This is a genomic window from Microbulbifer sp. THAF38 (genome assembly GCF_009363535.1).
GTDB lineage: Bacteria > Pseudomonadota > Gammaproteobacteria > Pseudomonadales > Cellvibrionaceae > Microbulbifer.
Map to the genome: position 1 here is coordinate 2,010,431 of NZ_CP045369.1, position 20,403 is coordinate 2,030,833.

The 20,403-nt window shown below is 50.8% G+C and carries 16 protein-coding genes; 7 read left to right on the forward strand and 9 right to left on the reverse strand.

The annotated features are described in order from the left end of the window. The 7 genes from tusC to FIU95_RS08640 all read right to left on the reverse strand — a co-directional run bounded on the left by tusC (position 1) and on the right by FIU95_RS08640 (position 8,364). On the reverse strand, positions 1–363 hold the full coding sequence (gene tusC, locus FIU95_RS08610) for a sulfurtransferase complex subunit TusC (protein WP_152453307.1): 363 nt from the start codon (positions 361–363) through the stop codon (positions 1–3). Positions 364–365: 2 nt separating this feature from the next. Beyond that, a complete protein-coding gene (gene tusD / locus FIU95_RS08615; RefSeq protein WP_172975359.1) occupies positions 366–758 on the reverse strand; it encodes a sulfurtransferase complex subunit TusD in 393 nt (130 codons plus the stop codon). A 65-nt stretch (positions 759–823) separates the two neighbouring features. After that, positions 824–1,507 (reverse strand): Bax inhibitor-1/YccA family protein, encoded by a 684-nt coding sequence (locus FIU95_RS08620; protein ID WP_152453311.1) that lies wholly within the window; start codon positions 1,505–1,507, stop codon positions 824–826. A 178-nt stretch (positions 1,508–1,685) separates the two neighbouring features. Further along, positions 1,686–4,133, reverse strand: coding sequence for an endonuclease/exonuclease/phosphatase family protein (locus FIU95_RS08625; RefSeq protein WP_152453313.1), 2,448 nt, complete (start codon positions 4,131–4,133; stop codon positions 1,686–1,688). Positions 4,134–4,142: 9 nt separating this feature from the next. After that, on the reverse strand, positions 4,143–5,417 hold the full coding sequence (locus FIU95_RS08630; protein ID WP_152453315.1) for a glycosyltransferase: 1,275 nt from the start codon (positions 5,415–5,417) through the stop codon (positions 4,143–4,145). Beyond that, positions 5,414–7,657, reverse strand: coding sequence for a hypothetical protein (locus FIU95_RS08635; RefSeq protein WP_152453317.1), 2,244 nt, complete (start codon positions 7,655–7,657; stop codon positions 5,414–5,416). The genes FIU95_RS08630 and FIU95_RS08635 overlap by 4 nt, the downstream gene beginning before the upstream one ends. Next, entirely contained in the window at positions 7,657–8,364 is a 708-nt protein-coding gene (locus FIU95_RS08640; RefSeq protein WP_152453319.1) for a TVP38/TMEM64 family protein, read from the reverse strand. The genes FIU95_RS08635 and FIU95_RS08640 overlap by 1 nt, the downstream gene beginning before the upstream one ends. Before the next feature lie 306 nt (positions 8,365–8,670). Between FIU95_RS08640 and FIU95_RS08645 the strand changes: the two genes are divergently transcribed. The 6 genes from FIU95_RS08645 (at position 8,671) to FIU95_RS08670 (ending at position 17,126) form a co-directional block, all read left to right on the forward strand. Next, entirely contained in the window at positions 8,671–9,993 is a 1,323-nt protein-coding gene (locus tag FIU95_RS08645; protein WP_152453321.1) for a TolC family protein, read from the forward strand. A gap of 2 nt (positions 9,994–9,995) precedes the next feature. Continuing rightward, on the forward strand, positions 9,996–11,102 hold the full coding sequence (locus FIU95_RS08650) for an efflux RND transporter periplasmic adaptor subunit (protein ID WP_152453323.1): 1,107 nt from the start codon (positions 9,996–9,998) through the stop codon (positions 11,100–11,102). A gap of 18 nt (positions 11,103–11,120) precedes the next feature. Further along, a complete protein-coding gene (locus FIU95_RS08655) occupies positions 11,121–14,810 on the forward strand; it encodes an efflux RND transporter permease subunit (protein ID WP_152453325.1) in 3,690 nt (1,229 codons plus the stop codon). 119 nt (positions 14,811–14,929) lie between these two features. Continuing rightward, positions 14,930–15,208 carry a hypothetical protein gene (locus FIU95_RS08660; protein ID WP_152453327.1) on the forward strand — a complete coding sequence of 93 codons (279 nt, stop codon included), beginning with the start codon at positions 14,930–14,932 and terminating at the stop codon, positions 15,206–15,208. A gap of 162 nt (positions 15,209–15,370) precedes the next feature. Then, positions 15,371–15,979 carry a hypothetical protein gene (locus tag FIU95_RS08665; RefSeq protein ID WP_152453329.1) on the forward strand — a complete coding sequence of 203 codons (609 nt, stop codon included), beginning with the start codon at positions 15,371–15,373 and terminating at the stop codon, positions 15,977–15,979. 217 nt (positions 15,980–16,196) lie between these two features. Then, on the forward strand, positions 16,197–17,126 hold the full coding sequence (locus tag FIU95_RS08670; protein ID WP_152453331.1) for an SDR family oxidoreductase: 930 nt from the start codon (positions 16,197–16,199) through the stop codon (positions 17,124–17,126). A 72-nt stretch (positions 17,127–17,198) separates the two neighbouring features. Here the strand turns inward: FIU95_RS08670 and FIU95_RS08675 are convergent, their stop codons facing one another. Continuing rightward, the gene (locus FIU95_RS08675; protein ID WP_152453333.1) at positions 17,199–17,750 is read right to left on the reverse strand and encodes a hypothetical protein; all 552 of its coding nucleotides are present in this window, start codon (positions 17,748–17,750) and stop codon (positions 17,199–17,201) included. A gap of 436 nt (positions 17,751–18,186) precedes the next feature. Here FIU95_RS08675 and FIU95_RS08680 point away from each other — a divergent pair, with 436 nt between their 5' ends. Then, positions 18,187–19,332 (forward strand): patatin-like phospholipase family protein, encoded by a 1,146-nt coding sequence (locus FIU95_RS08680; RefSeq protein WP_152453335.1) that lies wholly within the window; start codon positions 18,187–18,189, stop codon positions 19,330–19,332. A 32-nt stretch (positions 19,333–19,364) separates the two neighbouring features. Here the strand turns inward: FIU95_RS08680 and FIU95_RS08685 are convergent, their stop codons facing one another. Next, entirely contained in the window at positions 19,365–20,003 is a 639-nt protein-coding gene (locus FIU95_RS08685) for an HAD-IA family hydrolase (protein WP_152453337.1), read from the reverse strand. Positions 20,004–20,403: the final 400 nt, after the last annotated feature.

A 20,403-nucleotide genomic window follows, 5' to 3' on the forward strand; every position in this document is an offset into this window, starting at 1 on the left:
TTAAAAGCTCAACACACACTGATAAGGAGCGATCAACTCTCCGGGGTTGCCCACCAGGGTCACTTCCGCGCCTGGTATTTGAATTAGATCAGGGCCAATACCTCTCTCCTCCAGGCTGCGTTGACAGACATAGAGTTGCTCGACGCCAAACATGGGGAGTGCCATGAGATTACGACGCAGGCTTTTTTGTTCTATGGCCTCTGGGGCTTGGTTGTCCAGCAGTTGAAATATGCCATCGCCCAGGAAGAGCAAGTCAATTTCCTGCTCCATAGCTGCGGAGGCGAGGACGGCTTCAATGCCCTCTCTGGCTAGGGCACTGCCGTAAGGAGCAGCTCGGCATAGGGCCAGGGTTTGATTGCTCATTGTTAGCCTCCAAAAGTGATCAGGCGCTCAGAGTTGGCCACAGCATCGGTGAGCTGACCGAGGCCGGCCAGTTCGAAGCCTTCTGCGAGATTGGCCGCGGGCTTTTCCAAGCGCTGAGCCTCCCGCTGGCTTAATACACCGCGCCTCTGTGCGGCGGCAATGCAGATAACTAAATCCAGGTTGTGCTTCTGCTGAAGCGTCTGCCATTCACGGATCAAGTCGGCCTCGTCTTGGGGGGGGGCGGCAATCATGTTGCCGTTTTGTACGCCATCACAGTAGAAAAATATCCGGTAGATTTCATGTCCCTCAGCCAGTAACACTTTGGCAAAACGCAATGCACTGGCGGCGGATTGGGAGGCGTGAGGAGCGGAGTATATTGCCAGGGAAAACTTCATAGGGGGCCAAATAGTAAAATGCCCCGCAGAGCGGGGCATTGGGACTTGCTCAGCAGTGCTGGTGCTTAGTCATCAGAGGATGCGAATCCAAGGATGTGCAGCAGGCTGGTGAACAGGTTAAAGATATTCAGGTACAGGGAAGCGGTGGCCATCAGGTAGTTAGTCTCACCGCCGTTGATGATGCGACTGGTGTCATACAGGATGAAACCTGACATCAACAGGGCAACAACACCACTCAGGGCAACGCTGACCAGAGGCATATGAATGCCGAAGAAGCCCGCGATGATGACTGCCAGGAAACACACCAGGACAGCGATCAGGCCGACGGCCAGGAAACCACCCATAAAGCTGAAGTCTTTGCGAGTAGTCAGTACATAAGCAGACAGAGCAAAGAAAATCAGGGCAGTGGTACCCAGAGCTTGCATGACGATCTGGCCGCCGCCAGCGAGGCCCAGGTAGTGGTTGAGCAATGGGCCGATGGACGCGCCCAGAAGACCGGTGAATGCGAACACAACACCTACACCGGCGCTAGAGTTGGCGGTGCGCGGCAGTACGAACCAGATCAGGGCCAGGGCTCCCAGGGAGCAGATCAGGCTCATGCCTCGGCCCATACCGACGGCCATGGAAATACCGGCTGTGACGGCACTAAAAAGTACGGTCATGGCCAGTAGGGCATAGGTATTGCGCAACACCTTCGCCGATTCCGAGCGGTCCAGTGCGCGGGTATTTGTATAAGCTTGCGGTTGCATTTAGCGACTCCTGCTATTTAATCGATACCGGAATCATATAGCTCGCGGTGGGGACCATCAAGTCGGTAAATCCCTTTTAAGCGCTGGCTATAAATCGAGATGAATTCGAAAAACCGTAGTTTTATTAGGGGTTTAGTCGAATCTTCTCCTGCTAATAATGAGGGCCTCAGGGGATTTTTCAAGTAGGTTTAGTTGCTCCCGGGCGAAAAGGCACCTCGATATCAACAATCAATGGCAGGTGATCCGAGGCCTGCCGGGTGAGTGTGGTACGGGGCACTCGCACTTTTTTCACTGCGATGCCGGCACTCAAGAAAACATGGTCGATGCGAACTTTGAGAAAAGTGCCTTTGGGAGAGTGTCTGGGGGCCTGTTCCTGGGCGTCGCGCAGGTAACCACTTAATCGCTTGCACTCGGCAGAGTTGGGCAGTGCGTTGAAGTCGCCGAGTAAAATCCGCTCGCCCTTACAGCGTGGGTTCCCCAGCCATTCTGGCCCCAGCAACGCATCCACCTGGCGCAGGCGTTCAATACGGGAGAGGCCCAGGTGGGTGTTGATCACCTGGATCTTGCTGCCATTGTGTTCAATCTCTACCCAGATGGCGCCGCGAGGTTCATCGGCAGCCGGATTGAATAGGCGTCCCTTGCCCTCGGGTGGTCCCGGCAAAATCCCTTTTTTGATCAGCTTGGCTGGTAGATGAGTAAGAATGGCATCGCCGTAGAGTTCTTCATTGAGGTGAATGGCGGGCTGGAAGTGCACATCCATCGCGAGCAGCCGCGCCAGCCGCTCTGCTTGATCGAGCCCCCCGCTGCGTTTACGTCTCACATCTAACTCCTGCAGGGCGACTATATCGGGGCGGTAGCGGGCGATTACCCGGGCGATGCGCTGGGGTGACAAGGTGCCATCGGTTCCCTGGCAGCTGTGCACGTTATAGGTCATCACCCTTAGGGTTTTTTGCGGCGCTTGGTGCTCATCCAGTTTCATGGGACGGGCCCCACGCAGGTAGGCCCTTGCAGCGGTACGCAGATCCTGTGGGCGCCAATACCCCAGGCGAGGGTCTGGAGGTTGGATATCTTGCGGCATCAGGGCAAAGGCGTGGGTTTCCCTGGGGCCGGCGGCGCCGTGGCTGCCGTTTTCCATCGCGAAGGTCAGCGGTTGCTCTTCAGTGGAGCACCAGCCGTACATCATAAAGTCGCCGGCGTCTGGGTGGCTGCACAGGCTCATCATGTCGGCTATAGACTGCTCTGGATAGGGATGCTCATCTCCCATCAACTTGCGGCCATCCTCCGGCAATCGCACCGGGCCGTGTTTCCACCAGCCGTGTACTGGGGAATCTGCTGAAGTGGGGTCCACCCGATAGAGCACCAGAGGTATTTTGGCCTCTTCAACGATCTTGCGGGCGACTTCCTCGCGACCGATATCTCCCAGCTCCAGGTTATAGAGCATGGCCAGTGGACCGAGGGCAGTGAGCGCCAATGGCGTTTTCTGAGCAGTCTGCTCGGTTGGTTGCTCCTGCTTTTCAATATCCTTTTTATCCATCCACTCGCTGCCAAACAGGCGCGCGCGCTCCAACTGAACGCCGTGCCTGGTCTGGCCAGGTTCAATTTCAGGTGGCTTGGCGAGCCCAGAGAGTGTTTCTGATAGGGCATCGCCAAGGCTGCGGCCATAAATCTCTTCGTAGGGTTTGGTTTGCTCCTGGCCGTGGTCGGAAAAAATCCACACATCGTAATGGCGCCGATCAGAGACATGCGCGGCACGCCAGATTCGGGCCACGGCATCGTCAATGCCCTTCAAGACCCAGTGGGCAAACGCCGAGCGTGGACCGCGGCGATGGGATTGCTCGTCATAGCCGAGCAAATTGACATAGATAATGGGTAGGCCACGGCTGATATCGACCTTGGCGCCCATAGTACAAAACTCCCGCGAGAGGATGGTGACGCCGACCCGCGTGGGGATAAACATCAGTTCCTTTATAAAACTTTGCCCCTGCATGACCCCGCGCACGCAGTCTATGAGCGAGAGTAATAATTCCACCAAAATTAGCGCGCCCGTGCGTATCAGGCTCCATAAGTTGCTGAGGATAAGGACTGCGATAGTCCACGGGCTGGCGCTGCGCAGGGCCGGTCCCCAACCTTGATCGGCCGGGCAAAAGTGGGCTTCGCCTGTTTTGGTGCCGGCGCGAAATAGGCTCAGGTAACAACTTCCGCCGCGCAGCAGCGGATCGCGCTGCTGGAACATGGCTCGGCTTTCCACCAGCGCGGCTACTTCAGGATCGTACATACGGCCTAGCTTTTGGGTTTCGTGTATCAAAAAACCAAAGGCCGGTACCGCCTGGCGTACGCCATAGAAAAGTTCTGCCTGCACGGCGGGGGTGGTGGAGGGGACTCCCGAAAACATGTGCTCCAAACGGTAGTGCTCTTTGCGAATCAAACGCTTCAAAAAAGGCATCCTGCCTCTGGCCAAGGCCTTTAATAATTCCGGGTGGGCCAGGCCGTCGATTTGGATCAGGATTAACCCCGGAGCATGGGGCTGGTGACCGCTGGTAGAAAGTCCCAGCAACTTGGCGATCCACTCGCTGCGGCTGAAGCGGCGGCGCCAGCGCCTGATGGATAGTCCGACTCGGCTTATCATAATCTGTGATTACGGCTCTGGTGCCTGGCCAAATGCGGCGCCTGCGGCGCCGGTCAGCCCCTCGATAATCTCCCACTGGGCGCCGATAAGGTTGCGCATACGCATCCACTGGGCAAAAAGGGAATCATCCATAGCCCAACCGTATTTCAGAAGTGGTTGATAGAGGTCCAGGGCCCGCTGCGCGCAGCTGTGCATGGAAAAATCCCGCGCGGTGTTTAGGGCCTCGCGATTGAGGGCTTGACGCTGTTCCGGGGGAAGCTGGTAATGCCAGCGAATGGCGTCGATAAAGCCATCCAAATTTACATCCGTCACCAGAAGTCCATTTTTGCCGTTGCGCACCATCTCCCGTGAGCCGTTGGCATCCAGGGCGATAACCGGCACACCTCCGGCCATCGCTTCGGAGAGTACCAGTCCCTGGGTTTCACTGGTGGAGGCGAACACAAAAGTATCCATTGCGTTGTACATGTCCCGCCGTGCTTCGCCGAGCACCGCGCCGGGCATGTGCAGGCGTTGGGCCAAGCCGCGGCTGGCAAAGATTGCTTGCAGTTCTTCCTCGAGAGGACCGCTGCCGGCAAACAGGAAGTGGGCGTTTTCCTCATCACGCATAAACCGGGCTACCGCGTTGCAGAGAAAGCGCAGGTTTTTTTCCTGCCCGAAGCGACCCAGGTGGCCCACTACAAAAGCGGACTCGGGAATATCCAGGCGGCGGCGGACTTTGCTGCCGTCGCCGTTGTTGTAATCCTCCAATTGAACGCCAGTGGGGACCTCGGCGATAGGCGTCTGCACGCCGCGCTCGCGCAGCAATTTGACAATACTGTGACTGGGCGCCAGTACCAGGCTTGCCAGGTTCGCGTAGCGGGTGGCGAGTTCAACCACAAAGCGCTTGAGCACCTGTGAGTCTGCGGGGACATAGTGGGTGTAGTGCTCGTAGAGCGTGTGGTGGGTAAAGACCAAAGGCAGTTCCCGCTGTCTGGCCACCCTGAGGGCGGTCATTCCCAGAAGGAAAGGGTGGTGCGCATGCACAATATCTGGCTTAAATTGATCCAGCCGATCGCTCAAGTCTGGTGAGAAAGGCAGTGCTACCGAGAAGTCACTGCCATTGAAATTCTGGATTGCGTGGATGCGGACTACATTCTTTTCCCCGGCGATTTTCTCAGGGAATTCCGGAGCCACTATCAACACATTGTGGCCCCGCCTGCGATATTCCTCACTAAACGCGGCGACCGAGTGCGCCACGCCACCGACGTGGGGCAGGTAGGTATTGGTCAGCATGACGATATTCACAGGGGTTTTAACTCCACAGACTCTAGCCCCTCGCCAACCAGTGTGGGTGGAAAGCCGATTGGGTTGACGGCTATGGCAGGTGGCTTTCCATTCCAGTCTGCCGTCCAGGATACCTTCGGGTGAATTCCGGGAGTGATCTCCAATGAAATCACGCCAAAGCGGGTCGGTGCCGGGCCGAAGCAAATGGGTTCTTTGGTGGAGGTATCCTTGAGCCATTCCGGTGGTAATCCTGAGACCAGAATCAAGGCGTCCTGTTCCTCCCGCACAAAGCAATTGCGCTGCATGGCGACCCACTCCGCAGCCGCCCAGGCATGCTGTCCATCCCCCATACAGCCACCCAGAGAGTGGGGGTGAATGGCTTCCGGCCACTGGCCTGTGGGAGAGGCGAGCTTGGCGACATTGCGCATTAATTCCAGGCAGCGCCGGTCCCCGGCGCGCAGCAAGACTTGGGCGATATGTAACGTGAGATAGGCATTGATGCCCGAGTGGATCATGTCCTGAAAAAAGCCGCCGCTGACAAAGCAGTTGTCGATCAAGAAGTCGGCCAGATCGGTCAGCCGGGGATTATCCGGTGAGTAGAGCTGCAGCGGGTAGCCGGCCACCACTGATCCAATAGCTCCAGCATCCAGGCGCCGGTTGGGAGAAGCGGGCATGGCGGCGCGCCCGAGTCGCTCCTGAGCGCCGTTAAGGCTCTCATCGATGGTGCGCTGGAAATCGTTGGCTGCGGTATTGAACCGATGGGCACTGTCGTCGATGCCCTCTCTGGTGCAAATCTCGGCTGCGGCGTGTAACCCGGCCACTCCCCAGAAGTCATCCCAGTAGTAACAGTCATTGGGGCCCAGGTGTTCAGCACTAAAGCCCGCCGGAAGCAGTCCGGCACAAAGGCTGCCATCCTGGGGCAGACGTTTGTTGATGATCCATCTGGCGCCTTTGAGGATGGGGTCACACCAGAGCTGCTTGAGGGGCCTGTTGGCCAGCTGGCAATACAAGTTGAATATCCAAAGCGCCTCGCCGTTGGAGTCCCACTCACCGTCCTGGGAGTGAAAGAAACCGTCCCGCTTCTGTCGTTGGGGAAACTGATCTAAAGCGCGTTCTGCACGATCTATTAACCCTGCGTAGAGCAGTGACTGAATCATAAATGCGGCGTCACGGAACCAGAATCGCTTGTAGGTATAGGGGCCTGGGTAGACATCCTTGGGGGAGTGCAGGATCAATGTGCGAATGGCTGAGTCGTAGAGGAACTGGAAATCCCTGTCTGGTACCCTGAGCGCACAGTGGTCCGCTAAACTTCCTTCCCAGCTTTTCGCTTTCGTGTCTTTTGGAGTTTCGGAGTCCAGGGGGATTGAGACCTCGAGCTTTAGGGGCTTATGGCGCTCTAAACGAAACATCGCTGCGGCGGTGGCCATTCCCACGTCGCACTCGCCTTGCATTCGGCCGGTCAAGTCCTTCAGGTGCAGGTAAATATCGCCACCGCGATAGTTCGATGCTAAGTGTTTGTCGATGGGCTGGCTGAATGAAACCGCCTGTTTGTCCTCAATCAGCCAACCCTTGCCCTCGTCATTCAGGCGGACTTTATGCACAAAGCTGACCCCTTCAGGGTTGCAAGGGCGCAGGGCTACCAGCAGCCAGCCGCCGTCCCGGCAACTGGCTTTGAGCTTTATTTTGCAGTGGGGCACGCCACTCTGTGCTGTCACTGCAACATGATTTCGCAGTTTTAGGCCTCTGCGGGCAGACTCTGTGACTACAGCGAGGTTGTCAGCCAGCTCCTGATGCTGCTCACAGTAGGTGAGAGAGGCTGGGGTGAGTTCTTCGCCACCGTCGCCAATCACCCAGGCATCAATGGACCAGCCGTCATAGTAAGGCGTCACCAGTCCACGGGGATCAACTACGGGCAGTGCCTCGCAGTCGGGTAGCCCCACCGCGGTCCAATTGCGGTGACTGAGGTTGCAGTGGGTTATCGAAAAGGCTCTGGGGATAAACGAATTGTCACGTGGGTCAAACTGTCTTTGTATCCAGTAGGGCCAAACCCAATCCAAATTGTGTTGGATCACTTTGCTATTGATCAGCGCGCGGGCGTGGAACACCGCTCCTGCACGCAGGAGTTCAATGGGCTCACTCACTTCAGAGGGTTCTGCAAAGCGCTGCAGATGCGCCATCAGGGTCAGTGGGTCGAGGAAACCGTGGGCGGTGGCGAATCGGCGAACAAAGAAGCGCCAGGGTAGCCATTTCATCCAAGGCATTAGAGGTCCTCTTCTTTCACGATCTTCTTCAGGGCGCGTCGCGCCATACGGGTCAGGCCGATCAAGGCCAGCACGGCGAGTACAAATCCCATGATATATAGCGCCCATTGCGCCGTAGTGCGCTCTTCCACCTCGCCCAGGGATGTTAGATCTGCGGCGATGGAGCCCACATACACATTGTTCAGTGTGAGGGGAATAACCCCCAGGGCATTGCCCAATACAAAGTCTCTCAGCCGCACCGGTGTCAGCCCAAAGAAGTAGTTGGAAAGCTTGAAAGGGAACAGCGGCACCAAGCGGGTCAGCATGATCATCTGCCAGCCCTCACGCCTTATTACCTCGCCCACGGTGGCGGGTTTGATATGGGACATAATCCAGCGCGATGGTTTTTCTCCGAGTAGATAGCGGGCGATTAGAAATGCCAGGGTGGCGCCGAGAACCGTCCCTGCCAGCACCAGTAATGTCCCTTTCACAACGCCGAATACAAACCCGGCTCCCATAGTAAAAATAATGCCCGGCAGCAACAGCACGATTGCCAGAGCAACGATCAGAACGAACAGCAGGCTGGTTTGCCAGCCCCGGTCATTGAGCCATTGGAACAGTTCGATCAGTTGTTCATCCAGATTGAAATAGTGCAGCAGGCTGAGCGCCCCGGCCACGGCGATCAGGCAAATCAGAATCACAATTACCGGGAGGAACTTCGCCGCCATAAAACTGCTCGGGAGCTAACAACAAACGGTTTTGATTGCCGCCAGTTATTAGCCTAGCCAATGGAAAAGGGCAGGTGAAACTTCATAGTGGCGCCCCTGGGTTTTTAATGGGGTAGGGGAGCTCATAAAGCGATGGTCCATCCGGGGAAGGGATAAGGCCGATATGAAAAATAGAAATATTAAGAGGGAAGTATTGGATGGCGTGGGGATAGGCGTATGCACTTAGATCTGTTCACTAAGCACATATACTTACTTGAATAATTGCATATTGAGCGGGTGTGTGCTGCTGCCAGGAAGGGGTGATCGTTGTTCAAGGGCGGGTTCGCAATATGGGTCTTTATCGGCGCTGCCTGGAGCTCTGTCCCCGAGCCCGTGCTCCCACTCAATGAAGCTGTGCAGACGGCGATTCGGGCAAACCTGCGGGTGCAAGGTGCTGCACTGGAAGTCGATGAGGCAGGCGATTCGGTTGAGGCTTTGAAGACCCGTCGCTACCCCCGGCTTGAACTGGATGCCGCCATCAATCGCAATCTCACTACCCAGAGCTACACCTTTCCTGAGGGTAGCCTTGTTCCCGATTCTGAAATCGGTCCAATACCGCCAGAAAATGTAGAAATCACCTCGGAGGAGGGAACGACTAAGATTGTTTCCTTTAGTGCGCGCCAACCCTTAACCAAGCTTTACACCATTGCCCTGGAAATCTGTGAAGGTTATGTCACCACCGAGATGGCGGTGCAAAAAGTGCGTTGGACCCAGCAGGATGTTGCCTATCTGGTGAAGCTACAGTATTTCGAGGTGGGCAGGATCCTTGGCGATTTACAGGCCATTGATGAATCCATTCTCTTTTTGAGCTCACTGAGCGATCTGGTGCGCAATTATGTCGATCAGCAGGTAGCTCTGGAATACGAGTTGCTGGATGTGCGCGCCCGACTAGCCCAGCGTCAGCTGGAGCGCCAGCGCATGGTTGATGAAATGATCACAGCCAAAGAGCGGCTGAATGCTTTAATGGGGCGCGATGTGGAAACGCCATTTAACGTTGAGCATCTTCCACTTCCTCATCAAGTCGTCTATGACACCGATGAATCCCTGCTGCTGGCCTTTGATCAGCGCGCCGACTTCATTGAGTCGCAACTGGCCATAGAAAAAGCGGAGTACAGTTACGACGTCAAAAAATCAGAATACATACCCGATGTGGATATCCACTTCAGCTATATCAAACTCTATAACGTCAATCTGATTCCCGATGCAGAGGCATTCGTTGCATTGGATTTCCGCTGGGAGTTTTTTGACTGGGGGCGTAAACGCGATGAGCTGGCGAGTCGCGCGAGTAAGATCGCCGGGGCAGAAGTGAAAATGGGCGAAGTGCGCAATCAAATCGAAATTGAGGTGCGCGATAGTTTGCGCAAACTGCGTACTTCACAAGAGTCGGTAGGAGTTGCCCGAGAACTGCAAGCGGCCTATCGGGAAAAGCTACGGGTGATGATTAACCGCTATCGCGAACAGACAACGCTCTTGACCAATGTCCTGGAAACAGAAACCCAGCTTGAGCGCGCCAACAGGGATTACAACAAAGCGGTGCTATCTGTTTGGGGGGCGCTGGCCGAATATGAAAAAGCGGTTGGGGAGGTGTAGCGGTGCTACGGTCCACCCCATGGCTGCTGCTTTTACTTTTACTTACTGCTTGTCACGGTGAGCCGCCAGGAAAACAGCCGGTGCCTGTTCAGACCACTGTAGTGCGCACCGAAACGGGTATTGAGGGTTTCCCCTACTCCGCAGTGGTTAATCCCTATACCCAGGTCAATGTGGCTTTTCGCACAGAGGGTTATATCGATGAAATCCCATCCCGCAGGGCCTTGGGGGAAACCCGCATACTGCAGGGAGGGGATCGGGTGATACAAGGAGAGCCTCTGGCAATAGTCAATGACGAGCAATACCGGGATAAAGTCGTGGAAGCCGCGGCGAATGTGAGTAAAGCAGAGGCTGCAAGGCGCAAAGCGGATTTGGATTACAAACGGGCCTCAGCCTTGTTCGCCACCGCAAGTATTACCGCACCAGATTACGATGCAGCTAGGGAAGAGTACGAGGTTTCACAGGCTGCAGTGGTGGGTTCGAAAGCACGGCTCGATAACGCCAAAGAGGACCTCAATGACACGGTACTTCGCTCCCCCCTCACCGGGGTCATACTACAGCGCAATATAGAGGTTGGGACCCTGGTACATCGGGATACGGTGGGTTTTGTCGTTGCCGATACTTCCCGCGTCAAGGTGGTCTTTAATGTACCCGATGTGGTCTTGCGCTATGCCAAGTTGGGCAGTGTTTTATCCATGCATACAGAATCTTTAGCGGGAAAGGTTTTTACGGGGCAGGTTTCTGAGGTCTCACCTAAAGCTGAGGAACGCACCAGGGTTTTTGCCATAACGGTGACGGTGCCCAATCCCGATGCCCTGCTGAAAACGGGCATGATAATGAGCCTTGTGCTGGATAAAACACAAGAGCCTCCTAATCGTGTAGTTATCCCTTTGTCTTGCCTTGTGACCCCCACCAATGAAGAGGGAGGCTTTGCGGTTTTTGTCTTGGAAGTCGATAAAGATGTCTTGCGGGCAAAACTGCGCAGAGTGGTTCCAGGCGCGGTACTTGGGAACCGTATTGTTATCCTGCGCGGGCTGGAGGTTGGAGAGCGGGTGGTCTCCAACGGCACGGCACAGCTACAGGATGGTCAAATGGTGAGGGTGGTGCCCTAGTGCTTTAAGGGAATTACTATGGCGGTTAAGGACGAAAAAACCCGAGAGGAAATCCTGGAAGCGGAGAGCGAACACCGCTTTAATACCGCGCGTTTTTTTGTTGATAATGCCTCTATATCTTGGGCGCTATTGGTTGGCGTTATGTTTTGGGGCTTGGTTGCCTACCTGGTAATGCCAAAAAGTAAGGACCCAGATATTCCCGTTCGTATAGCAACGGCAACGACCAAGTGGCCCGGGCAGAGTGCTATTAAGGTAGAGGAATTGGTAACGCGCCGTATAGAGAATGCCATCGCCCAGAGTGAATACTTATACCAGCCTGATGCCCGCTCTTTCGCCATAAAATCACTCACTCTTAATGGGGTCTCAATAGTACAAACCCAGTTGGCGCCTCATACCGATGTTACTAAAGCATTTAATGACATTAATTTAAAGCTGATAGATGCACAAAGTACGTTGCCATCTGGGGCAGAAGCCACGCTTTTTAATAGCGAGTTTGGGGATACCGCAGCGGTGCTTTTAGCGGTGGCCAGTCCTCGTGCCGATGCGACGGAGATTAGTCTCAGGGCCGAGAATATTCGCGAGGCCATATCGGAAGTCCGCGCAGAGTATAAACGCCAAGGATTGGAACAGCGCGTGAGTATTATGGTGGCCCTACCACTTTCAGTGTACGGGGCCGATGTCATGGCAGCGTTTCGGGTGTTTTCCCGTTGGCTGAAAGATGAGGGCTACGGCATCGCTTTTAAAATCCTATCTGGACCGGGTTATATCGGTGTGGACTTTACAACGGATAAGAGTGATGAAGAGTTAATGCTGGCGGAAAAGCGATTTTTGAATGAGCGGCTCAGCGCACAGAAGTTTTTTCCCGATGCCTGGAGTCCGTTTATCGTGCGGGATATTGCACAAACACGTGAGAGACTGGATGCGGTGGCCGGGGCAAAATATAGCTATCGACAACTGGATGATTTCTCCGATCTCATTGCTGCCAATATCCGTACTCTGCCCCAGGTTAAACGGGTGCTGCGCTCAGGGGTACTACACCAGCAAGTCGACTTGATTTACTCTCAGGAACGGCTTGCCTCATACGGCCTGCGCCCGGATATGATCGCACCGATACTCAATGCGCGTAATACAACTATCCCTGGCGGTACTCTAACCGTGGAGGATATGGACGTTGCAATATTTCCCAGTGGAGATTTCACCAACTACGAGGAAATCGGGGACGTGCCTGTAGCCCTGAGCCAGGAGGGTACTCCGGTTTACCTACGGGGTGTATTAGATGTCTCAATGGGTTATGAGTTGCCGCCGCAGTTATTGAATTATTACATCAGTAGGTCAAAGCACGATGGAGCCTGGCATCGCCATCGCAGTGTTAACTTGTCGGTGCAAATGCGTGCCGGAGAACAGATTGGTGAGCTGGGTAAGGTACTCACTCAATTACTGGATAAAGTCAGAGCTGACTTGCCGCCGGATTTAATTATTGAGCGTGTCTCTGATCAGCCCCGACAGGTAAAAGAGAGTGTCGGGCTTTTTATTGAGGCCTTGGTCGAAGCCATTATTCTCGTCGTGATTGTCGCCTTCATCGGCTTTTCAGATTGGCGTTCTGCTGTGCTGTTAATGATTTCCATCCCGATTACCTTGGCGATGACGTTTGGTTTTATCCAATTTATGGGGGTGGAAATCCAGCAGGTCTCTATTGCAGCACTGATTATTGCTTTGGGGCTATTGGTGGACGACCCTGTCGTTGCAGGGGATGCCATTAAACGACAAATGGCCGCGGGTAAACCATCCTTTATCGCTGCTTGGCTCGGGCCAACTTTACTGGCCAAGGCGATTTTCTTTGCAACGCTGACTAACGTAGTGGCTTACCTGCCTTTCTTACTATTAACCGGTAATCAAGGGGATTTTTTGCATAGCCTACCGGTTGTTATGGCAAGCGCCCTGATTGCTTCACGTATCGTATCCATGACCTTTCTCCCCTTTATTGGAAATCTCGTTTTGCGTCCGCCAAAGCATACCGAGCCCAGTTTGGCAGAACGAAGAAAGCATGGACTTACCGGCTTCTATTATCGTACCGCTAATTGGGCAATAGATAATCGGAAGCTTGTTTTGTTAGGGTTTTTAATAGTTTTGATAGCCGGGTTTGCCTTGAAAACCCAGCTAAAAAATGCTTTTTTCCCCGATGATGTTCAATACCTTTCCTATGTGGATATCTGGCTGCAAAATGATGCGAGTATTGATGCTACGGATAATGTAGCCAAACAAGCGGAGCAGGTAATACGGGAGACCATTGCCAAACATCAAGGAGCGAGTAGTAAAGATCTTGATGAGTCAATCCTGCAAGCTCTCAGTACGACTGTCGGAGGAGGAGCCCCGCGCTTTTGGTACACCGTAAATCCGCGACCTCAGCAGGCCAATTATGGGCAGATAATAATTCGACTTAGTAATAAAGATTTAACCCCAGAATTAGTGCCGATACTCCAGAAAGCTCTCAGTGCAAAGATTCCAGGTGCCTATCTGGATGTCCGTCAACTGCAAACAACGCCGGTGGATTATCCATTTGAGATTCGGGTGTCCGGGCGGGTAACAACTGGGTCCGAAGAGGAAAAGAGGGATATTTTTACTCTGCGTCAGATTGCAGAAAAAGTAAGGGCTATTGTACAGCAGTCTCCCTATGCGCGCACTGTGCGGCAGGACTGGGGGGATGAGAGCTTAACTCTGAATATGAATGTTTTGGAAGATCGTGCAGCGATGTCCGGGGTTACCAATTCGGATATCGCTCTTTCTTCATCAACCGCAATTAATGGTAATGAGGTTGCTACGTTACGTCAGGGGGATAAAGAAATTCCCATTGTTGCTCGTCTGCGACTAGATCAGCTAGGGCGCTTGCAGGATATCAATAACCTCTATGTATTTGCCTCTGATAGTGAAGTTAGAGTGCCGCTGGAGCAGGTTGCAACAACTGGTGTCGACTTCAAAACTGAAAGAATTCGACGGCTGGAAAAATTTCGAACTATCACAGTGTTCGCCTATCCTTATAGTGGATTTATATCCTCGGATATTATGGGCGATGTTAAACAAGAGCTGGAGGCCTTACAGAAAACATTGCCGAGTGGTTATCAGCTACAGGCTTCTGGAGATGCGGCAAACTCCAAACATGGCTTTTCACAGTTGCTCATGATTCTTGGTGTTTCTTCTGGTGCAATTTTTCTGGCCCTGGTATTCCAATTCAGTAATCTTTTAAAACCACTAGTGGTATTTGCTACGGTGCCACTTGGAATGGTTGGTGCTTTGGCTGCGTTATATATCACCCGCCAACCGTTTGGTTTTATGGCCTTTCTGGGTATTGTCAGCTTGGTAGGGGTGATTGTTAGCCATATTATTGTCCTGTTTGACTTTATTGAAGTACGCCATGCCGCTGGCGATCCATTTAGAGAGGCGCTATTAGATGCGGGCATTTTACGACTAAGGCCAATACTAATCACTATTGCGGCTACCACCTGTGCCCTGATACCTCTCGCCTTTCATGGAGGCCCGCTATGGCAACCCTTGTGTTTTGCCCAAATCGGAGGGTTGATTTTGGCGACTTGTGGCACCTTACTATTGGTGCCGGTGCTTTATACCGTTATGGTGGTGGATCTCAAGTGGATTCGTTGGGTAGAAAAACCCTCAGATCAGGATGACAACAGTCAAAGCACTGTAAAGGCATAGGTAATCTACTTATCAGTCATGTATCTAAGAGTGGGAATAGTCATCTCATACTCCTTGAGTAGCTGGGCATTGACTATGGTTGGGACTCATAACCTCAATCAGAAATGAAAGGATGTCAGATGCGTCTTTTGATGAAAATCCTGATCCCCGTTAAGAGCGGAAACAATGCTATTGCCGACAAGTCTATGTCGAGGGTATTTAATGACTTCATTGCCTCTGCAGAGCCGGAGTCCTCTTATTTTTTTCTTGAAGATGGCAAACGTGGAGCCATTTTTATCCTGGAGGAAAAGCGACAGGATCATTTGATGGCTTACAATGAAAAATTTTTCTCTGCTTTAAATGCTGAAATCTGGATTACACCCGTTTTAAACCAAAAAGAGTTGCAAAAGCACCTTTAAGCGATGCTTGGACACTGATCGAGAGCTGTTGGGACCATAGGTTTAGGACATTAGACTGATCTTTGGTTTTCTTGTGAGTTTCACAGTAACCTCTTATCTTTATAAGTCTTTTAAAGGCTTGTAAGTATTAATCCAGGAATTGCAATTTATCTGGGGTTCTATATGCCTATTAGTGATAACAGAGGAAGTAGGGAGGTATCAAATAGTTTAAAAGTTCTATTGTTTTTTTTAATTTTTGGATTCTCTTACAGTACTGTAGGATTACAGCTTGGATATTCTTCTAGTGGTTATTACTGGCAATCGGGTAATGCAAATATCAAGCAGCTTCATTTAACTGAGAGCTGTTCGCCATTTAAAAAGATTGCAGCTACACCTCAAAACCAATATGCATCGAGTGAGCTTCTTGGGATTGTAATTTTTAGGACCATTGCCAGAGATGTTTCAACCTCGCAAAGAGTAAAAACGCCACCTATACGTCATTTCGACGCCGTCACCGAAATCGATTTCAAACCGAACTTGGCCCGTAAAAGGTACCACCGTATTTGTGATCGCAAGGCACCACAGAATTTAAACTCCTGTGCCGAGGCGCAATGGCAGTACCGTCAAGCTAAGGCTTGCTTGCAGGCTCGAGAGGACTGGGAAGTTAAGTGGGGCACTTCGGAAACCGCAGAGCCCCATGAACGAGCACTGGAGAATGTTAGATCAAGAGTAAAGAATGCTGAGAGGGATCGGCGCCGGTATTGCGAACTCGGGAAAAATTCTAAGGATTGAGCCTCTCTGAAGGGATCGAATATAGCTCCAACTTTTTGGGTAGTTCAACAAGTTGTGAACTCGGCCTAGGTGCATGGTGCATGTTGGTTTTAACTTGGGATGGCTTATCAAGGGCTCCCGCTCTTGTTCTTGCTGGCAATCAATTTCTCTAGCAGTGACTCACCGCTTTGCTATCTGTAGACTGTTTCACCAGTAGGACTTGAAATGAGCGAAATTTGTGGAAGAACGTGTATTGTTGACTGGTGCCAGTGGCTTTGTAGGTAGAGCGCTCATGCCGGCCCTACGAGATAAAGGCTTTAATGTACTGCCCGTGTATCGTCAAGCGATTGAGGGAGGGCTTCAGATACCGCAAATAGACGCGGAGACTGATTGGAATTCCGCTCTCAGAAATATTGACGTTGTCATTCATGCAGCTGCGCGAGTTCACGTAATGCATGAAAGTGCTGCTGATCCCCTGGCAGAGTTTCGTAAAGTAAACTTGGAAGGCACCCTCCAGCTTGCTCGTCAGGCTGCCTTATCTGGAGTGAAAAGATTTATCTTCCTGAGCTCTATTAAGGTGAACGGGGAGTCTACCACCGGTAGGGCGCCATTTACTGCTGAGGAAGCCCCACATCCGGCCGATCCCTATGCCATTTCTAAAAAAGAAGCTGAGGATGCGCTGCTGGCCTTGGCTGAGGAAACAGGTTTGGAAGTAGTCATTATCCGCCCACCATTGGTGTATGGACCGGGGGTGAAGGCCAACTTTCAATCCATGATGCGATGGCTTCAGAAAGGTGTCCCGCTACCCTTGGGCTCGATAGAGAATCGTCGCAGCTTGGTCTCTGTCTATAACCTGATCGATTTGATTGCAGTTTGTATTGCTCATCCAAAGGCCAGAAACCAAATCTTCCTTGTGTCCGATGACTTAGATATGTCCATCACAGGTTTGCTGGTGCGACTCGCCAGCGCTCTGGGCTGTCATGCCCGATTAGTACCCGTGCCGGAATCTGTGCTGACATTCACTCTCACCCTTTTGGGAAAAAAGGCCATAGCTGATCGTTTGTGTGGCTCCTTGCAAGTGGATATCGAGAAAACCAAGCTATTACTGGGCTGGGAACCACCGGTAACTGTAGAAGAGGGGTTGGCTAAAACTGTTGAAGGCCTATAAAAATCTGGTAAGAGCTAATTTTTCTGGTCATAAAACAGAGGCCGCGAAGTAGCTACTGCGGCCTCCCGTCCCCTAGCCTTGTCTATTGACAACAGCAGAGTAAAAACCCATTAGATATGAGCTGGGAACATCAATAACTGAGCGATGCCCTGATTTTGCGTACAGTTTCACTCTCAGTTTATCTCGGCGTTTGAGGGCGTCGGTAATTTGATCCTCGCTCAATGCTACCTCTAATGTCTCTTCAAGCATGCAGCTATTCGTTGAAGCGCAGTTGAGTGTTTTTCTATTCAGCTGAGAGAATTCAAGCTGGCCTCCACTACCTAAGATCGCTTTTTCATAGTTGCGCCAGTTTTCCCGGTAAGTAATATCAATCTGTAGCAGATACTGAGGGGAGGTACCATCACTGGGGGCAAGAGCACGCATTTTATAGTAGTACAAATTGTAAGCGGAACCGTCTGTGGTCCCCTGCATTGGGGGGCCGCTATATTCAGTTGCACTCTCATCGGCGGTAATCTGTATTGCCACTGCCTGGCGAACTTCGCTAGCGCTTTTTTGTGTAATGCTCGTCGTAGCGCTACACCCGGCTAATAAGATAGCCGCCAGACCGATCGCAAATTTGCTCATATACCCTTCCTGCTACGATAGAGGCTTTGATTTTATAGGCGCGAAGTATCTCATATTTGAAGCCTGTTGTAGGGATTGAAGCGCACTTTTTTACATAATTGAGCACATTAACAGTCATATTTGATTTGATTCGTCAATACATCCAATTATAAATTTGCCTTTACTCATATCACATTTGCATATTGGTATTGCCGGCTGTAGGAATGCTGTAAGCAAGGATCAAGCAATCTGTAAAGTTCATTGATAGAGCATCTATTATTACCGAAAAGTCTGAGTCATAGAGTTTCAGCGTGATTGCTAGCTCAAATTATCATAAACGATTAAAGAGCTGGTGGTTTGTGGTTGTGGATTGTCGGTCAAATTCACGTGGCTATAAAAGTAATCAATAAGCATGATCAATGTTCTTATAATATATGGAAAGGTTTGAGGTGCTCTAATGAAGGTCAGGTATATTACGGCCATTATTGTGCTCATTTTGGGTCTGCTGGTGTATTTCTATAACCATCAGTTTATCCAAGGAGTAAAGTTTGAATCGCAGCCAATTGCGAGCGAGCTAATAAAGAGTAATGAGGACCTTAAAAAGAAAGAAACAATTAATATCTTGATTATCGAAGGTGGCGGTGTTCGCGGCCTTATTCCCCTCTATCTGATGCGCTATATTGAGGAACAGCTTGGCAGGCCCATTGAGGAATTTTTCGATGTGTTTAGTGGGGTGTCGACGGGTGCAATTATTGCAACCAGTTTAAATATACCGGATGCGGAGTTTAACCGCTTAGACTCGGGGAAAACTCTCTCAAAAAATGAAAAGCTAATCAGTATTTATGAAAACGAAAGTGAGTACATTTTTTCTGCACCTTGGTATCACAACATTTTAACGGCCAATGGTTATCTTTCCCCTAAGTTTAAGGGAAGTCACCTGTGTAAAGTGTTAAAGAAAAATTACTCCACTCAGATGAACTTCACTAGTTTGAACAATTATGTAATCATTCCTTCTCTGGATATACATAATGGCCAATTGCATCTGTTTAAGAACCGGGGAGATGAGGTAGGTAAGCTACCAACAAATACCCTATATCAACTGGTTCTAGCAGCGTCCAGCGCAGAAGCTTATTTCACCCCAGTAGATTTTGTAACTGCGGATGGTACTTTAAGCCATCGGTATTTTGCAGATGCGGCAATCACAGCTAACGACCCAGCTAGCATTATATTGCATGATGTAATTAATGAGTTTCCTGATAAAAACTATTATGTGTTGATTCTTGGGTCTGGTATTCATCCGGTGCAGACTATGGATTTTAATTATAGGAGCTTGAAAAGCTGGGGGAAATTGCGTTGGTTTCAAGATGCTATATTTAGTATGACAAGATCTATGGATTATCAACAAATATTTTCTCTAGAGATAGCAAAATCTTTAGCATCCTCGCGGGTGAGCTATGACTACCTAAATATTCAACTGATAGATCCATTTGTTGGCCCTTTTGATTATAAATCAATTGACAAGCTTAAGGTTCTTTCAGATAGACTTATTGAAGAAAATAAGGCGGAGATCGATCGGGTGATTGATTCTCTTGAAGGAGAATAGCAAAACAGCTAGGACTAATTCTGTTGGTGTTGTTAATCTCTTGTATTTCCTACTAATCCAGGCAGCTCGTCCATTGTAGTGAAGCTCACAATACCTTTAATGTTGCACTGCTCTTCAAATCTATTAAAGAAGAAGGTTGTCATTCCTGCATCTGTACCAGCTTTAACGCCCACGGGACCATCATCAATAACGATGCAGTTTTCTACAGGATAACCCATCCGCTTGGCTGCATGTAGATATATACCTGGATCTGGCTTCCAAATACCTACCTCGTAAGAGCTATATAAATTGTCCCCAAAGTATTTGGATAAACCACATAGGCCTAAAGTATGCTTTATTTTTTCTATTGGTCCGCTAGATACCACTGCCTTTGGGGCATCTAGTGCTTCTAGAGCCTCAATTACCCCTTCAACAGGTCTAAGTTCTTTGTTAAATAGGCCTGATACTATAGTTCGATACTCTTGTACGAAATCTCCTGGCAGGTCGAGTCCATTTTCCTTTTCTAAAATAGATAGTAGGCTTGAGAGTTTCCATCCTCTGAAACGGATCACTAACTCATCAGCATCCAGTGCTATCCCAAAGCGCCTGAACATTAGCACGAGGCCTATGTTACAAAGATACTCGCTATCAACTAATGTTCCATCATTGTCAAAGAGTAAACAATTATCCATGGCTCAAAATATAAGAAAAAGAGTATTTGGGAGAGACATCTTAGCATTTTCAAAGTGATATCTAGAGCTGGTTAATCGTTCCATGTAAATGATTTTCTACTAAGCGCTATATGGCATGGTTAATGGGTGCTTCCTGAAAGCTAAAATTTCAGGAGGGAGGCAAGTATAAGTGCAGTAAGCATTATCTAGCTGGCCCAATCAAGCCAGCTCCAGAGCTAATAATTGCTATTTTCATAATGCGTTTTCCTTAAAGCAATGGTAGCCAAGCCATTGTATGAGGGTGTTGATCAGCAAGGCGGTTGTCGTTGCACAGTAAGTACTTTTACTGTTGATTAATACTTGCCGCAGCTCAAAGTGGCATTGGGCAAAGCAGCCGTGAGACAGATGGTAGGACTAGTAT